General features: G+C 67.5%; 24 protein-coding genes. 8 read left to right on the top strand and 16 right to left on the bottom strand.

From position 1 onward, the window contains the following. Positions 1-44 precede the first annotated feature (44 nt). From ACZ50Q_RS14480 to ACZ50Q_RS14465, 4 genes are all read right to left on the bottom strand, one after another. Positions 45-1,178 carry a Fic family protein gene (locus ACZ50Q_RS14480; protein WP_464078745.1) on the bottom strand — a complete coding sequence of 378 codons (1,134 nt, stop codon included), beginning with the start codon at positions 1,176-1,178 and terminating at the stop codon, positions 45-47. A 155-nt stretch (positions 1,179-1,333) separates the two neighbouring features. Beyond that, positions 1,334-1,831: an outer membrane lipoprotein gene (locus tag ACZ50Q_RS14475; protein ID WP_076520816.1), complete on the bottom strand. Its 498-nt coding sequence runs from the start codon at positions 1,829-1,831 to the stop codon at positions 1,334-1,336. Between the two features lie 37 nt (positions 1,832-1,868). After that, positions 1,869-2,297 (bottom strand): hypothetical protein, encoded by a 429-nt coding sequence (locus ACZ50Q_RS14470; RefSeq protein ID WP_076520815.1) that lies wholly within the window; start codon positions 2,295-2,297, stop codon positions 1,869-1,871. A 76-nt stretch (positions 2,298-2,373) separates the two neighbouring features. Next, on the bottom strand, positions 2,374-2,610 hold the full coding sequence (locus ACZ50Q_RS14465) for a LapA family protein (protein ID WP_076520814.1): 237 nt from the start codon (positions 2,608-2,610) through the stop codon (positions 2,374-2,376). A gap of 296 nt (positions 2,611-2,906) precedes the next feature. Here ACZ50Q_RS14465 and ACZ50Q_RS14460 point away from each other — a divergent pair, with 296 nt between their 5' ends. Next, complete coding sequence (locus tag ACZ50Q_RS14460) at positions 2,907-3,662, top strand: carbonic anhydrase family protein (protein WP_464078744.1); 756 nt, start codon at positions 2,907-2,909, stop codon at positions 3,660-3,662. A 178-nt stretch (positions 3,663-3,840) separates the two neighbouring features. On the opposite strand, the gene ACZ50Q_RS14455 is transcribed toward ACZ50Q_RS14460, so the two are convergent. Beyond that, the gene (locus tag ACZ50Q_RS14455; protein ID WP_464078743.1) at positions 3,841-4,413 is read right to left on the bottom strand and encodes a class I SAM-dependent methyltransferase; all 573 of its coding nucleotides are present in this window, start codon (positions 4,411-4,413) and stop codon (positions 3,841-3,843) included. A gap of 281 nt (positions 4,414-4,694) precedes the next feature. Beyond that, positions 4,695-6,134, bottom strand: coding sequence for an NAD-dependent succinate-semialdehyde dehydrogenase (locus tag ACZ50Q_RS14450; protein WP_076520811.1), 1,440 nt, complete (start codon positions 6,132-6,134; stop codon positions 4,695-4,697). Positions 6,135-6,349: 215 nt separating this feature from the next. Between ACZ50Q_RS14450 and ACZ50Q_RS14445 the strand changes: the two genes are divergently transcribed. After that, positions 6,350-6,613 (top strand): hypothetical protein, encoded by a 264-nt coding sequence (locus ACZ50Q_RS14445; RefSeq protein WP_156902855.1) that lies wholly within the window; start codon positions 6,350-6,352, stop codon positions 6,611-6,613. Positions 6,614-6,659: 46 nt separating this feature from the next. On the opposite strand, the gene ACZ50Q_RS14440 is transcribed toward ACZ50Q_RS14445, so the two are convergent. The 7 genes from ACZ50Q_RS14440 to ACZ50Q_RS14410 all read right to left on the bottom strand — a co-directional run bounded on the left by ACZ50Q_RS14440 (position 6,660) and on the right by ACZ50Q_RS14410 (position 12,092). Continuing rightward, entirely contained in the window at positions 6,660-6,899 is a 240-nt protein-coding gene (locus tag ACZ50Q_RS14440) for a DNA-3-methyladenine glycosylase (RefSeq protein WP_464078742.1), read from the bottom strand. Positions 6,900-6,932: 33 nt separating this feature from the next. Further along, positions 6,933-7,481 (bottom strand): cytochrome b, encoded by a 549-nt coding sequence (locus tag ACZ50Q_RS14435; RefSeq protein ID WP_254791918.1) that lies wholly within the window; start codon positions 7,479-7,481, stop codon positions 6,933-6,935. A 132-nt stretch (positions 7,482-7,613) separates the two neighbouring features. Continuing rightward, entirely contained in the window at positions 7,614-10,148 is a 2,535-nt protein-coding gene (gene ligD / locus ACZ50Q_RS14430; RefSeq protein ID WP_464078741.1) for a DNA ligase D, read from the bottom strand. A gap of 2 nt (positions 10,149-10,150) precedes the next feature. Next, positions 10,151-11,116 (bottom strand): non-homologous end joining protein Ku, encoded by a 966-nt coding sequence (gene ku / locus ACZ50Q_RS14425; protein ID WP_464078740.1) that lies wholly within the window; start codon positions 11,114-11,116, stop codon positions 10,151-10,153. Positions 11,117-11,141: 25 nt separating this feature from the next. Further along, entirely contained in the window at positions 11,142-11,420 is a 279-nt protein-coding gene (locus ACZ50Q_RS14420) for a hypothetical protein (protein ID WP_464078739.1), read from the bottom strand. 11 nt (positions 11,421-11,431) lie between these two features. Next, positions 11,432-11,824, bottom strand: a complete 393-nt coding sequence (locus ACZ50Q_RS14415; protein WP_076520804.1) for a PRC-barrel domain-containing protein — start codon at positions 11,822-11,824, stop codon at positions 11,432-11,434. Positions 11,825-11,843: 19 nt separating this feature from the next. Then, positions 11,844-12,092, bottom strand: a complete 249-nt coding sequence (locus ACZ50Q_RS14410; protein ID WP_464078738.1) for a hypothetical protein — start codon at positions 12,090-12,092, stop codon at positions 11,844-11,846. Between the two features lie 235 nt (positions 12,093-12,327). Between ACZ50Q_RS14410 and ppk2 the strand changes: the two genes are divergently transcribed. Then, on the top strand, positions 12,328-13,149 hold the full coding sequence (gene ppk2 / locus ACZ50Q_RS14405) for a polyphosphate kinase 2 (protein ID WP_464078737.1): 822 nt from the start codon (positions 12,328-12,330) through the stop codon (positions 13,147-13,149). Between the two features lie 17 nt (positions 13,150-13,166). Next, the gene (locus tag ACZ50Q_RS14400) at positions 13,167-13,421 is read left to right on the top strand and encodes an RNA-binding protein (protein ID WP_464078736.1); all 255 of its coding nucleotides are present in this window, start codon (positions 13,167-13,169) and stop codon (positions 13,419-13,421) included. Between the two features lie 42 nt (positions 13,422-13,463). On the opposite strand, the gene ACZ50Q_RS14395 is transcribed toward ACZ50Q_RS14400, so the two are convergent. The 3 genes from ACZ50Q_RS14395 to ACZ50Q_RS14385 all read right to left on the bottom strand — a co-directional run bounded on the left by ACZ50Q_RS14395 (position 13,464) and on the right by ACZ50Q_RS14385 (position 15,730). Continuing rightward, complete coding sequence (locus tag ACZ50Q_RS14395; RefSeq protein WP_139208471.1) at positions 13,464-13,670, bottom strand: hypothetical protein; 207 nt, start codon at positions 13,668-13,670, stop codon at positions 13,464-13,466. 95 nt (positions 13,671-13,765) lie between these two features. Continuing rightward, positions 13,766-15,172 carry a PepSY-associated TM helix domain-containing protein gene (locus tag ACZ50Q_RS14390; RefSeq protein ID WP_464078735.1) on the bottom strand — a complete coding sequence of 469 codons (1,407 nt, stop codon included), beginning with the start codon at positions 15,170-15,172 and terminating at the stop codon, positions 13,766-13,768. A 72-nt stretch (positions 15,173-15,244) separates the two neighbouring features. Then, positions 15,245-15,730: a DUF2946 family protein gene (locus ACZ50Q_RS14385; protein WP_464078734.1), complete on the bottom strand. Its 486-nt coding sequence runs from the start codon at positions 15,728-15,730 to the stop codon at positions 15,245-15,247. Between the two features lie 266 nt (positions 15,731-15,996). Here ACZ50Q_RS14385 and ACZ50Q_RS14380 point away from each other — a divergent pair, with 266 nt between their 5' ends. Genes ACZ50Q_RS14380 through ACZ50Q_RS14365 form a run of 4 tightly spaced genes read left to right on the top strand, consistent with a single transcriptional unit; the run spans position 15,997 to position 18,617 of the window. Further along, on the top strand, positions 15,997-17,118 hold the full coding sequence (locus ACZ50Q_RS14380) for a PepSY-associated TM helix domain-containing protein (RefSeq protein WP_464078733.1): 1,122 nt from the start codon (positions 15,997-15,999) through the stop codon (positions 17,116-17,118). Further along, on the top strand, positions 17,115-17,654 hold the full coding sequence (locus ACZ50Q_RS14375) for a thiamine pyrophosphate-binding protein (RefSeq protein ID WP_092576139.1): 540 nt from the start codon (positions 17,115-17,117) through the stop codon (positions 17,652-17,654). Before ACZ50Q_RS14380 ends, ACZ50Q_RS14375 begins: the two co-directional genes overlap by 4 nt. Then, on the top strand, positions 17,651-17,977 hold the full coding sequence (locus ACZ50Q_RS14370; protein WP_464078732.1) for a hypothetical protein: 327 nt from the start codon (positions 17,651-17,653) through the stop codon (positions 17,975-17,977). Before ACZ50Q_RS14375 ends, ACZ50Q_RS14370 begins: the two co-directional genes overlap by 4 nt. A 19-nt stretch (positions 17,978-17,996) precedes the next feature. Beyond that, entirely contained in the window at positions 17,997-18,617 is a 621-nt protein-coding gene (locus ACZ50Q_RS14365; RefSeq protein WP_464078731.1) for a DUF6162 family protein, read from the top strand. Positions 18,618-18,630: the final 13 nt, after the last annotated feature.

Raw genomic sequence — 18,630 nt, 5'->3', positions numbered from 1 at the left:
TACGCGACAGGATGAAGCGAATCTTAAGACGCGCCCTGCCCGGTTCAATCCGCCAACTGGTAGCTGGTGCTGCGCCCGCCCGCGTCGGTCTTGCGCAAGAGATTCCGGTTCAGGAGGTCGGTGATGTCGCGCAGCGCGGTATCGGGCGAACACTTGGCGATGGCGGCCCATTTGCGGGTGGTGAGCTTGCCCTCGAAGCCATCCAGCAGCCGGTTCAACATCCGCGACTGGCGCTCGTTCAGCGGTTCGGCCGCCCAGCGCTGCCAATAACGGGTTTTGGCCAGCACCCCGTCCAGCACGCCGTGCGCCTGATCGACCGCGAGATGCAGCGTGGCGAGGAACCACGCCAGCCATTGCGTGACGTCCATGGACCCCTTCTGGGTCTGCTCCAGGATGGCGTAGTAGGCGTTGCGTTCGCGCTGGATCTGGGCGGACAGGCTGTAGAAGCGCTGCGGACTGCCGTCGGCGCGCGCCAGCAGCAGATCGCCGATGGCCCGGGCGATGCGGCCGTTGCCGTCGTCGAACGGGTGCAGCGTGACAAACCACAGATGCGCCAGCCCGGCCCTGAGCAACGGCGGCATCGCGTGCAGGCCGGCGCCGTGCGGCGCGCCGTTCAGCCATGCCAGGAATGCGCCTGTGTCGGCCTCCAGGCGCGTGGCCGGCGGGGCCTCGAAGTGCACGCGCTGGCGGCCGATCGGACCGGAAACGACCTGCATCGGCCCGTCGGCGTCTGTCCGCCACGCGCCCACGCTGATTCTGGACATGCCGGAGTAGCCCGTGGGAAACAGCGCGGCATGCCAGCCGAACAGGCGGTCGCGCGTGACGGGCGAGTGGCAGTTGGCGGTGGCGTCCAGGACCATTTCGACGACGCCTTCGACGTGCCGGTCCACGGGCGCCAACGCGCCGATGTCCACGCCGATGCGGCGCGCAATGGAGGAACGGACGGACTCCACGTTCAGGACCTCGCCTTCGATGGCGCTGGTCTTCACGACGTCTTCGGTCAAGGCGCTGAGGCTGGCCTGATCGCGCAGCGGCATGCCCACGTCGCGCAGGCGGCCCATAAGCAGGCCCTGTGCCCGGCTGACGTCGGCCAGCGGCCCGGCGAGCGCGGCGAGGTCAAAGCGCCAGTGGGGCCAATCCGCGTCCTGCCAGAGGTAGAGGTAATCTCCGCTTTTCATGCGGAGATTATGCGCGCCAATCACTGCATCAGCAAGCTATTCGCCGCAAATTATGCGGTAAATAGGCCGTCTAATCGCCGCAACGGGCCGCAACAGGCCGCGAGAGGCCCCGCCGCCCTGCCCCAGCCTTGCCACGCGCACCGCAGAAATACCGCTCAAATACCCACCACCCGGCTCACGCCGCCCTGCGTGACGACCTGGACGCGCTGTCCCGTCGAAATCGGCACGTCCGCTTCCTGGGTGATGACGCGAACGTCGCCGCTGTCCAGGCGGATGGTGATCTCCAGGCCTTGCCTGCGGGTGCTGGCGTTCTCGATTGCATTGCCGGCCATGGCGCCGCCGACCGCGCCGCCGACCGTGGTGATGCGCCGGCCGGAGCCGCCGCCTATCGCGCTGCCCGTCACGGCGCCCAGGGCGCCGCCCGCGATGACGCCCATGCCGGAGGTCTGGCTGGCCTGGATCGTCACCGGCCGCACCCCGATCACATACCCCAGGGTGACGGTCTGCGCACGCTGCGCCTGGTCGAAGGTGTAGACGCGCGATGAGGCCGTCGGGTTGGCGCAGCCGGCCAGGACCGCGGCCAGCCCGATGATGGCGCCCGCGGCGAGGATGTCGAGGTGGCGGCGCTTGGCTGCCTGCAGATGCTTGTGCATGATGGCTCTCCGGTACGGCGGGTTGGGAGGAACGGACCTATCGCGGCTGCGCCGGCGCGGGCGCCTGGGGCGCCGCCGGCTGTGCGCTGGTACGCATGAACTTCCCATTCGCGTCGAAGCCGCCTATCGGACGGCCATTGAAGAACAGGACCCGCCGCGCCGTCCATTGCGGCTGATCGGGGCCGATCTGGTCGTAGCCGGCCACTTCGAAGTCGTACTCCCAGCCGGACACCGGTTTGCCGTCTTCGCCGATGACCGTGGCCTTCTTCACGGAGTCCGCATATCCCTTGTCGCGGTAGCTGACGTAGCGCGTCGGGGGCATCGCGTCCCGCAGCGTGGACATGTACTGATAGAGGTCGTCGTCGCTGGGCGGCGTGCCGTACGTGGCCAGATCGCTCTTGGTCGCGACGGTGCCGGCGCAACCGGCCAGCACGCAGGTGGACAGGACAAGGAATAGCCGTTTCATCGGGAGGCTCCTAGGGGTACGTTCGCGCCCGGACGCAAGGCGCGCCGCGCCTGGCCAGGCGGGCAGTGAAGCGTTGCTACGTGGTCGGGCCGGCCGGGCGGCCGGTGGCGCCGCGGAAGGCGGAACGCAACAGGCTGAGGAGGAACCCGCCCGTGAACATGCCCAGGATATAGACGCCAATGACCAGGACCGAGACAGGCAAGGTGAAGCTGGAGGTCCAGAGCGTCAAGGTGACCGAATCGAAATTCTGGACCTTGAACGAGAGAACGATCGCCGTAAGCAACACAATTAATACGATGTACAGGTATCTCATGGGGCACCTTTCGTATCTGCTGGCTGAGTCGCCCCGAGGCCGCCGGGGGGCTTATCGTGCGAAAAAACTATGCCACTCCTGCACGCGGAAAACAAGAAAAAATCGGGGCGCATGCGATTTCCGGCGGCAGGACGCCCGGCCGCCAGGGCGCCGCGCCCCGCGGGCCAAACGTTGTCGGCCGGGATAAACAGGAAGAGAATGTCCTTCGCCGTGCGAACGGCAAGCTGTGGCCGGCCCATCGATGAATAGCCGCGTCCCGCGGTCTGTCTACATGGGCTGTAAAGAGAGGACACCTCATGGAAGCGATCAAAGATTGTTGCATGGCAGGGCACCCTCGGGACTTGGGACGGCGCGTCTGGCTGAAGGCGGGCGTCGGCGCAGGGACGGCCGCGATGATGGCGGGCGTGGCGCTTGCGCCCACCAAGGCTGAAGCCGCGTCGCTCACGCAGGCGGAGCGCGACGCGATGACGCCGGATCAGGTCATTGACATGATGAAGCGGGGCAATGCGCGTTTTCGCGAAGGCAAGCCCCAGAAGCACGACTACCTCGCGCAGAAGCGCTCGAGCGCCCTGGGGCAGTTTCCCGCGGCGGTGATCCTGAGCTGCATCGATTCGCGCGCCCCGGCGGAAATCATCCTGGACACCGGGATCGGCGACACCTTCAACGGACGGATCGCGGGCAACATTTCCAACAACGATCTGCTGGGCAGCATGGAGTTCGCCTGCGCGGCGGCGGGCGCCAAAGTGATCCTGGTCATGGGACACACGGCGTGCGGCGCGGTGGCCGGCGCCATCGACAACGTGAAACTAGGTCACCTGACCGGGCTCCTGGAGGTCATCAAGCCGGCAGTCGAGGCGACCAAGTACACGGGCGACCGCAGCGGCAAGAATGCCGAGTTCGTCGACGCCGTGGCCAGGACCAACGTCCTGCACACCGTGGAGGCCATCCGCAAGAACAGCCCCATCCTCGCGGGGCTGGAAAAGGAAGGAAAGATCAAGATCGTCGGGTCGATGTACGACCTGAGCAACGGCATGCTGACTTTCCTGGCCTAGCCAGCGGCGGCCTGGTTGCCGCCCCGCAAGCAGCAAGGCCGGCGGGCGACACGCTTGCCGGCCTCTCGCTGCCCTGCCCGCCCGATGGGGCATGGGACGGCAACAGATCCTTACCTTAAACCCGTGGCGTTTCCGGGCTCGAAACGATGTTCACGGGCCATCCGCCGTCCTTGCCGCGTCATCGCGCCCGGCTGAGGCTGTATACCGAGGCCGGCGGCAGGTTGAGCGGGACAAACCGCACCCGCCGGGCGTGCAGGCCGCAGTCTTCCAGCACGCGCGCAGAAATGGGGCACCGCACGCCATACGTGAAGAAATGCATGGCGCCGTCCGGATGCATCGCCTCAAATACCGCGGTGAGCAGCTTGCGATGGTGCACGTGGCTCATGTTGCGCAGCGGCAGGCCGCAGATGGCGGCGCCGATGCCATGCAGTTCCGGATGGCTGTCGCGCGACAGGTCCTGCGCGGACACCTGCAGCACGGCCGCCTCGGGAAACTGGGTGCGCAGGCTGGAGCTCATTTCGGAGTCCTGCTCGACCAGGACCAGACTGGACGGCGCGATGCCCTTGCGCAGCATTTCACGGGTGAACACGCCAGTGCCGCAGCCCAGTTCAAGGACTTTACCGCCCTGGGGCTGGATCGTTTCGGTGATGGCCGCCGCAAGCGCCGCGCCCGAAGGGGCCACCGCCCCCACGGCCGCGGGATTGGATAGCAGCGCCTTGACGAACTGCCTGCGTTCTTGCAGCCAGCTCATGGCCGGGCCGGTTGAGGTTCTGTGCCGGGCAAGGGACTTGGTGGGCGGCAAGGAAAGCATCGATGCGTGAATCTCCGGGGTCGACATTGTCAGGGAGACCTTACCTGCGCAGGGAGGGCCGGATCGGCAACGGTGCGTAAGCACCCATATCAATTGGAGAGCGCCGCGAGGGGCTGCGCCATTTTGCGACAGGCGCAAGTGGGCGCCTATCGGCCAAAAGAATCCCCCGCCGGATCCAGCCCGGCGGGGGATCGGGTCAGGCGCGCGGGCCTGACACGAGGTCAGACGCCGACGACCGACACCGCCTTGGTGACGAGATAGGCTTCCAGCGCCTCGGGGCCGCCTTCGGAGCCGTAGCCCGAATCCTTCACCCCGCCGAACGGCAGTTCGGCCGACGGCGTGGCGGGCTGGTTGATCCACACCATGCCCACTTCGAGGCGGCGCGACAGCTCGTGCACCGACTTGAACGAGCGGGTGAAGGCGTAGGCGGCCAGGCCGTAGGGCAGGCGGTTGGCTTCGCGGATGGCTTCATCCAGCGTCTCGAAGCTGCGGATCGCCGCGATGGGACCAAACGGCTCTTCGTTGAAAATATCGGCCTCGAGCGGGACGTCGGTGAGAATCGTGGGCGCGAAGAAATTGCCCGCGGTGCCCACGCGTTTGCCGCCGGTGGCGATCCGTGCGCCCTTCTCGCTGGCGTTCTTGACGATCTTGTCCATGGCCGCCAGGCGGCGGTCGTTGGCCAGCGGGCCGAGCGTGGTGCCTTCGGTCAGGCCATCGCCCAGCTTGAGCTTTTCGGCTTGGGCGACGAACGCCTGCTCGAACGCCGCCTTGACGTTCTTGTGCACCAGGAAGCGCGTCGGCGAAATGCAGACTTGGCCGGCGTTGCGGAATTTCGCGCCGCCCGAGGCCTTGACGGCCAGTTCCACGTCGGCGTCTTCGGCCACGATCACCGGGGCGTGGCCGCCCAGTTCCATGGTGACGCGCTTCATGTGGCGGCCCGCCAGCGCGGCCAGCTCCTTGCCGACCGGCGTGGAGCCCGTGAAGGTGACCTTGCGGATCACCGGATGCGGGATCAGGTAGCTGGAGATCTCGGCCGGCGAACCGAACACCAGGCCCAGCACGCCCTTCGGGATACCCGCGTCGACAAAGCAATTGAGCAGCGCCGCCGGCGAGGCCGGAGTTTCCTCGGGCGCCTTCACCAGGAAGGAGCAGCCGGTGGCCAGGGCCGCGCCCAGCTTGCGCACGATCTGGTTGACCGGGAAGTTCCAGGGCGTGAACGCGGCGACGGGGCCGACCGGCTCCTTGATGACCAGTTGCTGGGCCGCCGGGTTGCGCGCCGGCACGATGCGGCCGTAGACGCGCAGCGCCTCATTGGCGAACCAGTCGATGATGTCGGCGCCGGCCAGGACTTCGCCGCGCGCTTCGACAAGCGGCTTGCCCTGTTCCTGCGTCAGCAGGCGCGCCACGTCGTCCGCGCGCTCGCGCAGGAGGACCGCCGCCTTGCGCATGATGGCGCAACGCTCATGGGCGGACGTGTCGCGCCACGTCTCGAAGCCGCGCTGCGCAGCCGCCAGCGCAAGGTCGAGGTCCTCGCGGCCGGCGCTGGCCACCTGGCCGATCTTCTGGCCGGTGGCGGGGTTGACGACGTCGATGCGCGCGCCGCCGCGGGCCTCGCGCCATTCGTTGTCGATCAGGAGAAGAGTATCTGGGTAACCGTTCATGAATGCTCCGTGGTTGAAATGCGGCCGTCACGTGTCAGTCGATTCGGGCAAGCGCGGCGGAATCCGCCCGACGCCTGCCGGTATCGTAAGTGTTTGAGGGGGAGACGGGAAGTGCCGGGCGTCCGGACCGTCCACATGGCGGCGACCGGCCGGGCACGCCGCTTGCTGAAGGGGTTGCGCCTTTGGTCACCTAACCCTGATTACGGAGGACCCCCATGAGCTCGCCGGAACCCGTTTTTGCCCCGACCCAGGTCGGAAATATGATGGTGTCTTTGGGAACCCCTCGCCCGGCCGGCGCCGCACCGATCGCGCCCTGCCCGAGTGCGGCCAACGAGGAGATTCCGCCGTCGCCGCGCCATCCCGGCGAGGCGGAGCCGTCGGCCCGCGTCCCCCTGAGCGCCTGGCTGTCGCTGGCGTTCTGGGCGCTTGGCACCGCGCTGCTGTTCAGCCTGGGCGTGGCGTACCGCCTGGTCGCATGAGCGGCCAGGCCACCCGGGCGACCGCCCTGCGCGTCGCCCGTCCCCGCTAGCCCTCCTTCTTGCGCCGCCCCCACACGGACTCCTGCCGATAGGCGTTGGCCTGGCATAGCGTCCGATAGAACATGGCGCCGGCGCCGATGAAATTGCCCAGTTCCTTTTCCGACAGTTTGGGGGCGACCTCCTCCAGGTATCCCGCATACATCGACAGCACCCGGTCCCATTCGTCCAGCCGGGGCGCGGGCGCGGAAACCGAAATCATCAGGGCCAACAGCTCATCGCGCTGCATGATTGCCTCCTTTGCATAGGGGCGGCCCGGCCGTCACGACCCTTTGGTCATGTGCGTCAAGACACGCCGCCCGTCCGCCCGGCGATGCAGGAAGGCCATGCCGATGTGCCCGACGATCAGCGCCAGCAGGGTCCAGCCCAGGAGCCCGTGCCAGGCATTGGCAAGCTCGACCAGGGGTTCGATCTCCTGGTCGCGCGGGCTGAAAACCGGAATGCCGAACGGGGAATATCCCCGGCCGCGCGCATACGCACGCAGTATCCCGAGCGTGGGAATGGCGATCATCAGCAGGTACAGGACGAGGTGCCCCAGGCCCGCCAGCAGGCCGCTGTCCGGCCGTCGCCCAAGGTTCACCAGCGCCCAGACCCCGCGCAGCAGCACAAGGATCAGCAGCAGGAACCCCAGCGAGGTGTGGGTGGACCAGAAAAACGCCTCGATCGGGGTTTCGGGCAGGAGCTGCCGCACCGCCGCGCTGGTGAACTGCCAGGCCAGCAGCGCGGCCATCAGCCAATGCAGGCTTCGGCTGACAACGCCGTAGCCGTCCGGGCGGTCCATGACGCCCGAGGGAGAGACAGGGGGTGGCATAGGAAGCCTCCTTGCGGCGTGGGTGCTGCAAAAGGGTAATCATGCTTGGCGCATTTTGCCTACGGCCCCTCGGCCGGATGCAACGAATTGAAATGGCGGCCTGCGCGGCGGCCGTCGCCCCAGGCGCGCGCATCATGGCTTGAACTCCATCGCGGCCATGGCGCGGCCCAGCGACTGCGGGGCGTAGTCGGCCCAGGGCGCGTTGCCCACGTCCAGCCGGCCGTGAATGTCGCGGATGGTCCAGTGCGCCCCGCCGGTCAGCTTGTCCAGTTCTTCCCACGCCACCGGCACGGAGACGCCCAGCCCGGGGCGGGCCCGCGCCGACCAGGCGCAGACGGTCGTCGCGCCGAAGCCGTTGCGCAGGTAGTCGGCGAATATCTTGCCCACCCGGTTCTTCGGCCCGCTCTTGGCCACGAACAACTGCGGCAGCGTGCGCGCCAGATGTTGCACGATGGCCTGGGAAAACGCCTTGACCGTGTCCCACCCGTATTGCCTGCGCAGCGGCACAACCACGTGCAGCCCCTTGCCCCCGCTGGTCTTGAGCCAGGCCTGCAGGCCGATTTCCCGCAGCAGCACGCGCACCAGGCCGGCGGCCTGCTGCATCGTCGGCCACGCCACGCCCTCGCCCGGGTCCAGGTCGAACAGCATGCGGTCGGGCTTGCCGATGGCCGTCTTGACGGCGTTCCAGGTATGGAATTCGATGACATTCATCTGGACGGCCGACAGGATGGCTTCCTGCGTCGGAACTTCCAGCAAGGGCGGATGATCCGGATCCAGCCGCGCCGGCAGCGCCTTCACGCCCGGCATGGCGGCTTCCAGGTGTTTCTGGAAAAAGAACTCCCCCTCGATGCCGGCCGGCGCGCGCAGGAACGACACCGGGCGGCCCTTCAGGTGCTCCAGCATCAGCGGCGCGATCAGCCCGTAGTAACGGGCCAGATCCAGTTTCGTGAGCTGGGTGGACGGGTCGATGACGCGATCCGGGTGGGTAAGCTTGCCGCCCTTGGGACGCGCCGTTTTTGCAACGCGCGATGACTTTTTGGCGGACTGGCCGATGGCGGCGTCGTCCTCGATGTCCTTGACCGGCACGGCCTTCTCCCTGGAAATTGCCCGCACCGGCTTGTCCTGGCGCAGGCCCCGGAACACCGCATGGCGGATATGGCCGCCATGGGTCCAGTCGCCGAAGGACACTTCCGCGAGCAGCGTCGGCTTGACCCAGCGCACGCCGCCCGCGGCGGGCGCGCCCGACACAGGCTTGCGTTCGGTTTCGATGGCCGCCAGGCGCTTTTGCAGGGCAACGAGGCTCTGGTCATCGAATCCTGTCCCGACCTTGCCGGCATAGCGCAGACTGCCGTCGGACTGCGTGACGGCAAGCAGCAATGCGCCCAGTCCGGCCCGGCTGCCCTTGGGCGCGGTATAGCCGACGATGACGAACTCCTGGCGCCGCGCGCACTTGACCTTGACCCAGGTGTCGCTGCGGCGCGAGACATAGGGCGAGGACCGGCGCTTGGCCATGATGCCTTCCAGTCCCATCTTGCACGCCGTCGCCACCAGATCCGCGGGCGCGGCGTCCAGCGGTTCACTCAAGCGCAGGCAGTCGTCCCGGGCGGTGTCCATCAGTTGCCGCAGCAGCGCGCGCCGCACGTCCAGCGGCTCCTGGCGCAGGTCCCGGCAACCGATGAAGGGCAGATCGAAGGCATAGAAAACAATGTCCTGGGTGCGCTGGCCATCGAAGGCGTTCTGCAGCGACTGGAAATTCGGCATTCCATCGCGGTCCAGCATCACGATTTCGCCGTCCACCCAGGCCCACTTCGCGGTCAGCGCCTTGAACGCCTGGACCAGATGCGGCAGCTTTGCGCTCCAATCGTGGCCGTTGCGGGTGTACAGGCGCACGTCGTCGCCCTCTATCCGCACGAGCAGCCGGTAGCCGTCGAACTTCATCTCGTACAGCCAGTCCGGGGCGTGCCGGGGCACGCCGTCCACCAGCGTGGCAAGGTGGGGCTTGAGCCGCTCGGGCAGCGCCGAGGCGACGCCCGGCAGCCGGGCGGCGGCGTCCTCGGTCTCCTCCTCGGCGGCCTCGGCCGCCTCAGCCGCTTTGCCGTGCGCGCCGTGCCGCGCCTGCCGCAGCGGCACGACACTGTCGGGCATTTCATCCACCACGCTGAACTCGCGCTCGGGCCGCGCCCAATCGTCACGGTCCTTGATCAACAGCCAGGGCGGCTGCTTCTCGGATTCCTTGCCCTTGAGCCGGATGAGGGCCCACCGCCCCTGCAGCTTGACGCCCTGCAGGTCGAACTTCAGGTGGCCGTCGCGATAGCCTTTGCGCGGATCCCCGACCGGCATCCACTGGCCCTCGTCCCAGATGATGACCTTGCCCGCCCCGTACTGGCCTTCGGGAATCTGCCCCTCGAACTGGTTGTAGGCGATCGGATGGTCCTCGACCTGGACGGCCATGCGCTTGACGGCCGGGTCGTAGCACGGCCCCTTGGGCACGGCCCAGCTCTTCATCGCGCCGTCCAATTCCAGGCGGAAGTCGTAGTGCAGCCGGCTTGCCCAGTGCTTCTGGACGACGAAGGCGCGTGCCTGCGCATTCTCTTCGCCCCCGCCGGCGGGCTCCGAGGTCACGTTGAAGTTGCGCTTTTCGCGGTACTTCTTCAGGGGGTCGGCCATGGTCACGCCGCCTTGCGGGTTTTGCTCGCTGCCTTGCTTGCTGCCTTGCCTGCTGTCTTGCTGGCGCTTTTGCTCGCCGTCTTGCCGGCGGCCCGCGCCGTCGTCTTTTTGGCGGGCGTCCTGGCGGCCTTCTTCGCGGCGCTGGCGGGCGCCTTGCCGCCCTTGCCGCCCTTGCCGCCCTTCAGGCTGCGCTGCAGCAATTCAGTGAGGTCGATGACGTTGTCGGCGTAGGCAGGCGATTCCTCCTGCGGCTCGATGACGGTCTCGGTCTTGCCGGCGCGTGCCTTCTTTTCCACCAGATCCATCACCGCGGCCTTGAATTCGTCCTTATATTGCGACGGATCCCATTCGCCGGACATGTCGTCCACCAGCATCTTGGCCATCTTCATTTCGGCGGCGCTGGGCGTCATGTTGCGGGCGCCCGATTTGGGCAGGTCCAGGCCGTCCAGCGACTTGACCTCGTCGCCCCAACGCATCAGGTTCAGCACCAGCGCGTCGCCGGACGGAATCAGGGCCGCCAGGTGCTGTTTGGTCTGGATGACCACTTTGGCGATCCCGATCTTGCCGGTCTTGGCCAGCGTGTCGCGCAGCAAGGCATACACCTTGTGGCCCTTGTTGATGGGCGCCACGTAATAAGGACGCTCCAGATAGACGAAGGGCACGCCTTGCGCGTCGACGAACTGCTGGATCTCGATCGTCTGGGTGGTCCGGGGATAGGCATCCGCGATTTCATCGGGCGACACGATGACGTACTGGCCGTCCTCGTACTCCACCCCCTTGACGATGTTGTCCTTGTCGATCTCCTTGCCCGTGCGCTTGTTGATGCGCTTGTAACCGACCGGATCCATTGATCGCTTGTCCAGCCAGTCGAAATCGACGCCGGATTCGGTCGTGGCCGTGTGCAGGCCCACGGGGATGTGGACGAGTCCGAAGGAGATCGCCCCTTTCCAGATGGTTCGTGCTGCCATCGCTGTCTCCTGCGCGATGCCCGGCTCAGCCCAGGCGCTTGACCAGGCGGGCGACGCGGGCGATGCCCCCGGTTCCGCTGGCCGCGCGGCCCACCAGCGCCGTGCCTGCGGCTGTGATCACCGTGCGGCGCAAGACCGTCCGGCTGCGCATGCCGGCCAGCATCAGCAGCACGCCGGCGCCAAACACGATGAGATGCTCGCCCGGAAAATCCGGCCGGCGCGCGTCGATATCCTTAAGCTGCCGCAAGAGCGACGGCGCACGGGATTCGGCCTGGGGGGTTGCGACAACGGGTTCTGTCTGCATGGCGTCTCCTGTCATTTCGCGTATTTGAATTCGGGCAGCGCCTTGAGCGTGTCCTTGGTCGCATCCGGAAGCTGAAGCTGGTCCGCGGCCACCTGCATCTTCGACAGGGGCACCGTCACAAGATGGTTGCCCACGCCCAGCAGTCCGCCCACCGACAGCACGGCGTACGGGGCCCAGTCCGGCGGGCCCATGATCAGGTCGTCCACGGTGCCAAGCTTGTCCTTCTTGCCGTTGTAGACCGTCGCCCCGATGATTTTCGAGGCGCGATAGCCCGCCTCGACTTTGGCGACATCGACACGGACTTCGGTCACGGACTGCGGGGCGCCCTGCGCCCACGCCGGCGACGTGGCGCAGGCCGCGCCCAGCACGGCGGCCACACCCAACATTGCGGTCTTTGCAATCATGGCGAATCTCCTTGGCAAATCAGGAAGTGCGCTTGGCGTCGCCGGGCACGGGATCGTCGGCGGTGGCGTCCGAGGGTTCGAGATCCTCGTCGCTGACCTCGTCACTGACTTCGTCGCCCTGCGCGTTGTCGCTGGCGTCCGACGGCCGGATGGGCGCATGAGCGCCCTTGTGGTCTGCCGGGCGCACCGGCAGATCATCGGGCGTGGAGGTCGCTTCGACGGCGTTGTCTTGGGAAGGTGCCTGCCCAACGGAATTCTTCGGTTCCATTTTTCTCACCTCGGGGTTGGCTGCGGCCAGCGGAACGTGGCCGTCAATCCCCACAGCAAGTGTCGTGCCCGCCACGTGCGCGTCCGGGTGCCTTGCCCATGAATGGTGGGGTTCCGGCACCTTAATTTCATTGGTAACACGCTCCCAAAAGGGGCCGATCAGCAATATATTCAAAGTCCAGGGTGGCGCAGGATTGCGCCTTTCATCCGTGACGCGGGATTTCCGGAGAGCGATGATGGCCGACAAGAAAAAGCAGAAAACCCCTCCCGAGGCGGCCGAATCCGCCAGCCTGTCCCGAAAAGAGTACGACAAAGAGCTGGCCCTGCTGCATGTCGAACTCGTCAAGCTGCAGCAATGGGTTGTGGCCACGGGCGCCAAGGTATGCGTCGTGTTCGAGGGGCGCGATGGCGCCGGCAAAGGCGGCACGATCAAGGCCCTCACGGAGCGCGTCAGCCCGCGCATCTTCCGGGTGGTGGCGCTGCCCGCCCCCACCGACCGCGAAAAATCCCAGATGTACATGCAGCGCTACCTGCCGCACCTGCCCGCGGCCGGAGAGGTCGTGATCTTCGACCGCAGCTGGTACAACCGGGCGGGCGTCGAGCGGGTCATGGGGTTCTGCACCCAGGCCCAGGTCGACGCCTTCCTGAAGGCCATCCCGCTGGTCGAGCGCGTGATGGTCGATTCGGGCATCCTGCTTTTCAAGTACTGGCTGGAAGTCAGCGAAGCCGAGCAGACCCGCAGGCTGCAGGCCCGCATCGAGGACGAGCGCAAGACCTGGAAGCTGACCAAGATGGATCTGGATTCCTACAGCCGCTGGTACGACTACTCGCGGGCGCGCGACGACATGTTCAAGGCGTCCGACACCGCGATTGCGCCCTGGTTTGTTGGGCGCTCCGACAACAAAAAGCGGGTGCGGCTGAACATCATCAGCCATCTGCTCGAGCATATTCCTTACACGGCCGGCCCCAAGGAAAAGATCAAGCTGCCCAAGCGGCAGAAAGCCAAGGGGTACCAGGAACCCGATCATCCATACCGGTACGTGCCGGAAAAGTTCTGACCTGTGGAGGAATGGCGATGGCGGCCCTGCTACTGACCCCCGTGGAAGATTCGACTTCCGACGAGGACATCCGGAACTTCCTGATGAAGTATGGATTCCCGTCCCCCGACGGGTTCAAGCGCGTGCCCAGCGAAGGCGCACGCCCCGCGGTCGTGGTCACCTTTGACGGCGCGACGGAACCGGCGCTGCAGGCACTGCTGCCCCGGGTCAATCAGGTGTTCTGGAAGAACCATACCGTCACGGCGCTCGTCATGCGGGCGCCGATCGAGTGAAACAGGCGCCACCCCCTCCGAGCGGCGCCCTGCCCTGCGGCGTTACCACACGGACGCGGTACGCGGGCGGTAGGCTTCGCGCACGTACTTGGCCAGCTCGGCCTCGACAGAGGACATCACCACGGCCGGCGGGCGCTCCGGATGCAGCAGTTGCTGCGCCGCCGCAAGGGTGCGCAGCGCACGGCGTTCGCCGCTGCTCAGTTGCGAGGGGGTAGCCGAGGTGGACATGTACTTGAACTCTTCCATCATGCTTCTCCATAAGACAAGAAATGACCTTGCATCCTGTCTTCAGCAAGTAGCGTGCCCAAGCCCTGCCCTCGTGTTCCTGAGTTGCCTTTCGTCCGTCAATGACGGTTGGCGGCCATCCAGCGCACGACGTCCACCACCAGGAAGACGGCGAGGCTGACGCCCAGCACGGGCAGGCACCAGCCCAGCGCCAGCGCGACGCCCACGGCCGTCATGCGTCCTGGCCAGGAGAGTTCGCGCCACGCCTGCGTGAGCGTCTGCCCCGGCGCGCCCGGGGCGGGCCGGCGCAGCCACCACATCCGGTAGCCCAGGACGATCATGGCCGTGAGCGCGATGCCGAGGGCCGCCATGAGCAGTTGGTTCGGCCAGCCGAACAGAATGCCCATATGCATGTCGACGCCCCACCGGATCAGCTTGGCGATCAGCGGAAAGGTGTCGAAGTCCGCGCGGCTGGTGATGGCGTAGCTGGCCGGATCCACGGCGATGGTGTCGACCTGCGTGGGCCAGGACCGGTCCACCTCGCGCACCAGCCAGGCCTGGCCGTCCGCGCGCGGCGGCCGGATTTCGAGCTGGCTGCTGTCGATGCCGCCCGCGCGCGCCGCCTGCAGCACGCGGTCAAAACCCGCGGGCACATTGTTCGCCGCCGGCGCCATGGCGGCAGGGTCATGCTGGCCGCCATGATGATGCGCGTGCTCGCCGCCCGGCGCCATCGCCATGCCGCCGGCCCCCGGCAGCTTGAGCGACACCGATGGCGTGATCCACCCCAGTTGCGCGCGCAATTGGTCCACGCGCCCGCCGGCCCAGTTGGACCAGGTCAATCCGGTGGCGGAGAAAAACACCAGGCCGATCCCCACCCACAGCCCCAGCAGTCCGTGCCAGCGACGGGCGCGCAGCCGCGGGCTGCGCGCGGCCGCCGCCTTGTCGCGGCCGCGACGGGCAAACCACAGCACCATGCCGCCCACCGTGGCGAACCAGAGCCACGAAGCGGCCAACTCGCTGTAATTGCGGCCCACGGCGCCCAGCATCAGGTTGCGGTGCAGGTAATCCAGCTTGGTCCGGAACGGCAGCGTACCGCTGGTGCCGTAGACGGTCATGTCACCCTTGATCTCCAGCGTGACGGGATCCACGAACAGGGCGCGGCTTTCGGAATCGCCCATGCCGGGTTGCGTAAACATGACGCGCGTCGTCTGGCCCGGCCCGGGCGCGGGGCGCACGGCGAACAGGCGCGGGCCGGGGCCGATGCGGCGCTGCGCGGCCTCGACCTGGTCCGCCAGCGGCCGCGGCGTCCCGGTGGACGTGGTGCGAAGCTGGTCGGCGTAGATGACGCTTTCGAGCTGCGGCGTCAGCACGAACAGCGTGCCGGTCACCGCCGCGACGAGGATGAACGGGCCGATGAACAGGCCGACGTAGAAATGCAGGCGGGTGATGAGGGCGAGCAGCGCGCTGCCGCTCGCCGCCCGTGGCCGCGCGGACGCGGCGGGACTATCCAGGGTTTGCGTGGACATGATGATCTCGAAACAACGGAGGCCGCCCGCGGGGGGCGGCGATCGTGCGCGCGGAGCGCACGGCGACGGCGGTCATCCGGTGATTCGAGGGGGGGCGCGCTGGCCCAGCGGCGGGCCGGCGGCCGGCATGGGCGGGCGCGGGCTTTCGGCCCCCCGGGGCGCCTGGACGAACCCGCGCAGCAGCACGGGCGCCAGCGCGACGGCGGTGGGCAGGTCCAGCGCCTGATGCGCGATGAGTCCGAAGGGACATTCCTGTCCGGCGCCGACGTGCTGGGACGGGTCGTGGTGGCCCGAATGGCCGTGGAGCCCGTCGGCGTGGGCGTCGGCGTGCCCTTCAGCATGCCCGGGCGGCGCGGCCAGACCGGCCATGCCCGGAAAGGCCCCGCCGCCCGCCGAACAGAAACCCAGCGCCAGGCGGCCCTGCTTGAGCGCCTGCGCGTCGGGCATATACCCCACGGGTACGAACGCCCGGGCCGCCAGCAGAACCAGCAGCATCAGCCGCGCCAGCGTGGCGGCGCAGTCCAGGCGGAAAGGCGGACAGGAGGGTCGAGCGCGCATGCAATCGTTCCGGGCGCCGGCCGATTCCGGCGCCGAACCGGCATTTTATACATCCCGCCGCGGCGGCCCGCCCTGCGCCGCGCCTCGCCGGCTCCGCGAGCAAGAAAGACAATTGAGAACGATTATTGCTAGAATTCCGGCTGACACGCCCCTTAATTGGGTCCAGATCTACGGGACCAGCTCCCTCCCATCGCTCACCGGACAGCTTTTGAATGGCAAAGCCATCGCGCTCCAAATTATGGTTTCTCGTCCACAGTTGGCTCGCCTTGCCAATCTGGATTTTTCTCTTTTTCATCTGTGCGACCGGAACCATCGCCGTCATCAGCCAGGAAATCGTCTGGCTCATCAATCCTGCCGTGCGCGCGCAGGCACCCGATGCGGACACCCCGCGCATGGGCTACCAGGCCCTGATGGACGCCATCGCCAAACAGGAGCCCGAGGCCTCGGTGCAACGCCTGTCCTGGCCCGAGGAATCCCAGTTCGCCCTGTCCGCCAACGTCGGCTATCCCGGCGCGCGCTTCACGTCCATCTACGTCAACCCCTACACCGGCGCCGTGCAAGGCCCTGCCCTGAACTTCGACCTGCGCCAGTTCATGCGCGCGCTGCACGGCTGGCTGCTGATCCCGTTTACCAATGGCTATAGCTGGGGCTGGTACCTGGTCTCGCTGCTGTCGCTGCCGATGCTGGCCTCGCTGGTCACCGGCCTGGTCGTCTACAAGCGCTTCTGGCGCGCCTATTTCCAGAAGCCGCGCCTTCGCGTCGGCCAGGGCGCGCGAATCTTCTGGGGCGATTTCCACCGCCTGTCGGGCCTGTGGTCCGTCTGGTTCATCCTGCTGATCTCGGTCAGCGCAATCTGGTTCCTGGTGCAGGCGGTCCTGGCCGACACGGCCACGACCATCTCCACACAGGGCGTGCCCGCCGTCGTGGCGCGCGACGAAGTGCCCACGGTGACTCCGGGCCAGACCGTCAAGCGCCTGCCGCTGGATGAGATCGTCGCGGTCGCCGAGCGCGAACTGCCCGGCCTGGAGACGCAGCACGTGTTCTTCCCGGGCAACGCTTACGACCCGATCACGATTGCCGGCCGCGGCGCCTATCCGCTGATGTTCCAGTACGCCAAGATCAATCCGTACAGCGGCAAGGTCGAAGAGTTGCGCCGCCTGTCTGACCGCAATGGCCTGGAGTTCTTCACCGAATCCATGCGCCCGCTGCACACCGGCGACTTTGGCGGCTTCTGGCTGAAACTGGTGTGGTTCTTCTTTGGCCTGCTGCTGACGATGATGTCGCTCAGCGGCCTGTTGATCTGGACCAAGCGCACCGCGCAGGCCACGGCCAAGGCCCTGCGCCCTGCCCGCGCCGACCGCGCCGCCGCACGCGAGGTGACCGAATGAGCAAGACCGCTACCCTGGCTCCGGCCGCTCCCAAGCCCAGCTTCTGGCGCCGCTGGCGCTTCCACCTGAGCGCGCTGCTGCTCATCGTGCCCATCGTGTACGTCCCGAGCTACTTCGAGAACCTGGCGCTGTCGCGCGGGCTGATGGGCCTGGGCCAGCGGCCCGCCGGCGACGTGCAGGTAGGCCCCTGGAAACTGCAGTTCGCCGAATGGAAGGTCGAACCGCCCAAGTCCGATCCGGCCGGCATGGTCAAGACCTTCACGATGGCCCAGTGCGCTGGCTGCCAGGACCAGATCCGCGCGGTCTACCTGCGCGTGGGCAAGCCGCGCAGCCTGCGCGCCGCCGGTTCGATCTTCTTTGGCAGTCCCCACCGTGCCTTCGCCACCGTGCCGATTCCGCCGCGCACCGCCCCGGACGCCGATCTCTGGATCACGGCGGAAGGCTGGGACGGCTCGGTGCATCAGGCGCCCTGGCCCATTGCCACGGCCTCCCCCGCCACGGTCGAGTGGCTGAAGAAACAAGGAGCATCCCGATGAATGCATTTTTCGCGAACGCCCTGCGCGCGGGCCTGCTCGGCGCGCTGCTGACGGCTAGCGCCAGCGCCCTGGCGCACAACCCCATGGCCGAATGCAAGGCCGAGGGCAAGGAACAGATCCAGTGCACCGGCGGGTTCTCCGACGGCAGCGGCGCCGCGGGCGTCACCATGGACGTGATCTCCTATGACGAGCAGATCCTCGTGCCGGGCAAGCTGGACGCGGACTCCAAGATGACCTTCAAGCGGCCCGACGGCGAGTTCTACGTGCTGTTCGACGCCGGCCCCGGCCACGTCGTCGAAATCGACCACGTCGACATCCAGTAAGCCCCGGCCCTCCCGCACCATGCACACCCAAGTCATCCGCCCCGCGGGCGCCGGACACGAAACGCTCGCGGTGCTGGGCGCCTGCCTCGCCATCGTTGCGGCCGCCGCCGGCTACATCGGCCTGCGCGAAGCGCCGCCCGAAAGCGCCGCGCTTGCCGCCACGCAGATCGACGCGCGGCGCGACCTGACGCCCGCCGAACAAGGCATCTACGCGGACCTGCGCGTGGCCTACGACGAGATCGCGTTCGCCGTGCAGGCTGGCGAACCCCTGCCTTCGGTGGCCGACCTGGCCGCGCAGGGGCTTCCTCCCTTTGTCGCCGACAACAGCACGGCGGCGCGCGGCGGACATGCCTGGCGCCTGCAGCGCCAGGCCGGCCACGCCATGTACCTGGGCCAGACCGCTGACGCCGCCCTGGCCGGATCGTTCCTGCTGCGCGCGCAAGGCGCGGGCGGCAAGGATGGCCATGACCATGGCCACGACCACGGCAAGGCGGACGATGCCCAGCCCGACGTCTGGCTGGCCCGCGATGCCGCGGCCCGCGTGCCCGACCCCGCCGACGACGCCGCCCTGGCCGCCGCCGGCTGGCGCCAGGTGGTCGCGCAGTTCGACGCCGGCGTGACCCGCCAGAACAAGCCCTGACCGTTTTCCTCGC

Source organism: Achromobacter sp. T5-5, assembly GCF_055397965.1.
This window is presented reverse-complemented; position numbering and strand designations above follow the sequence as displayed.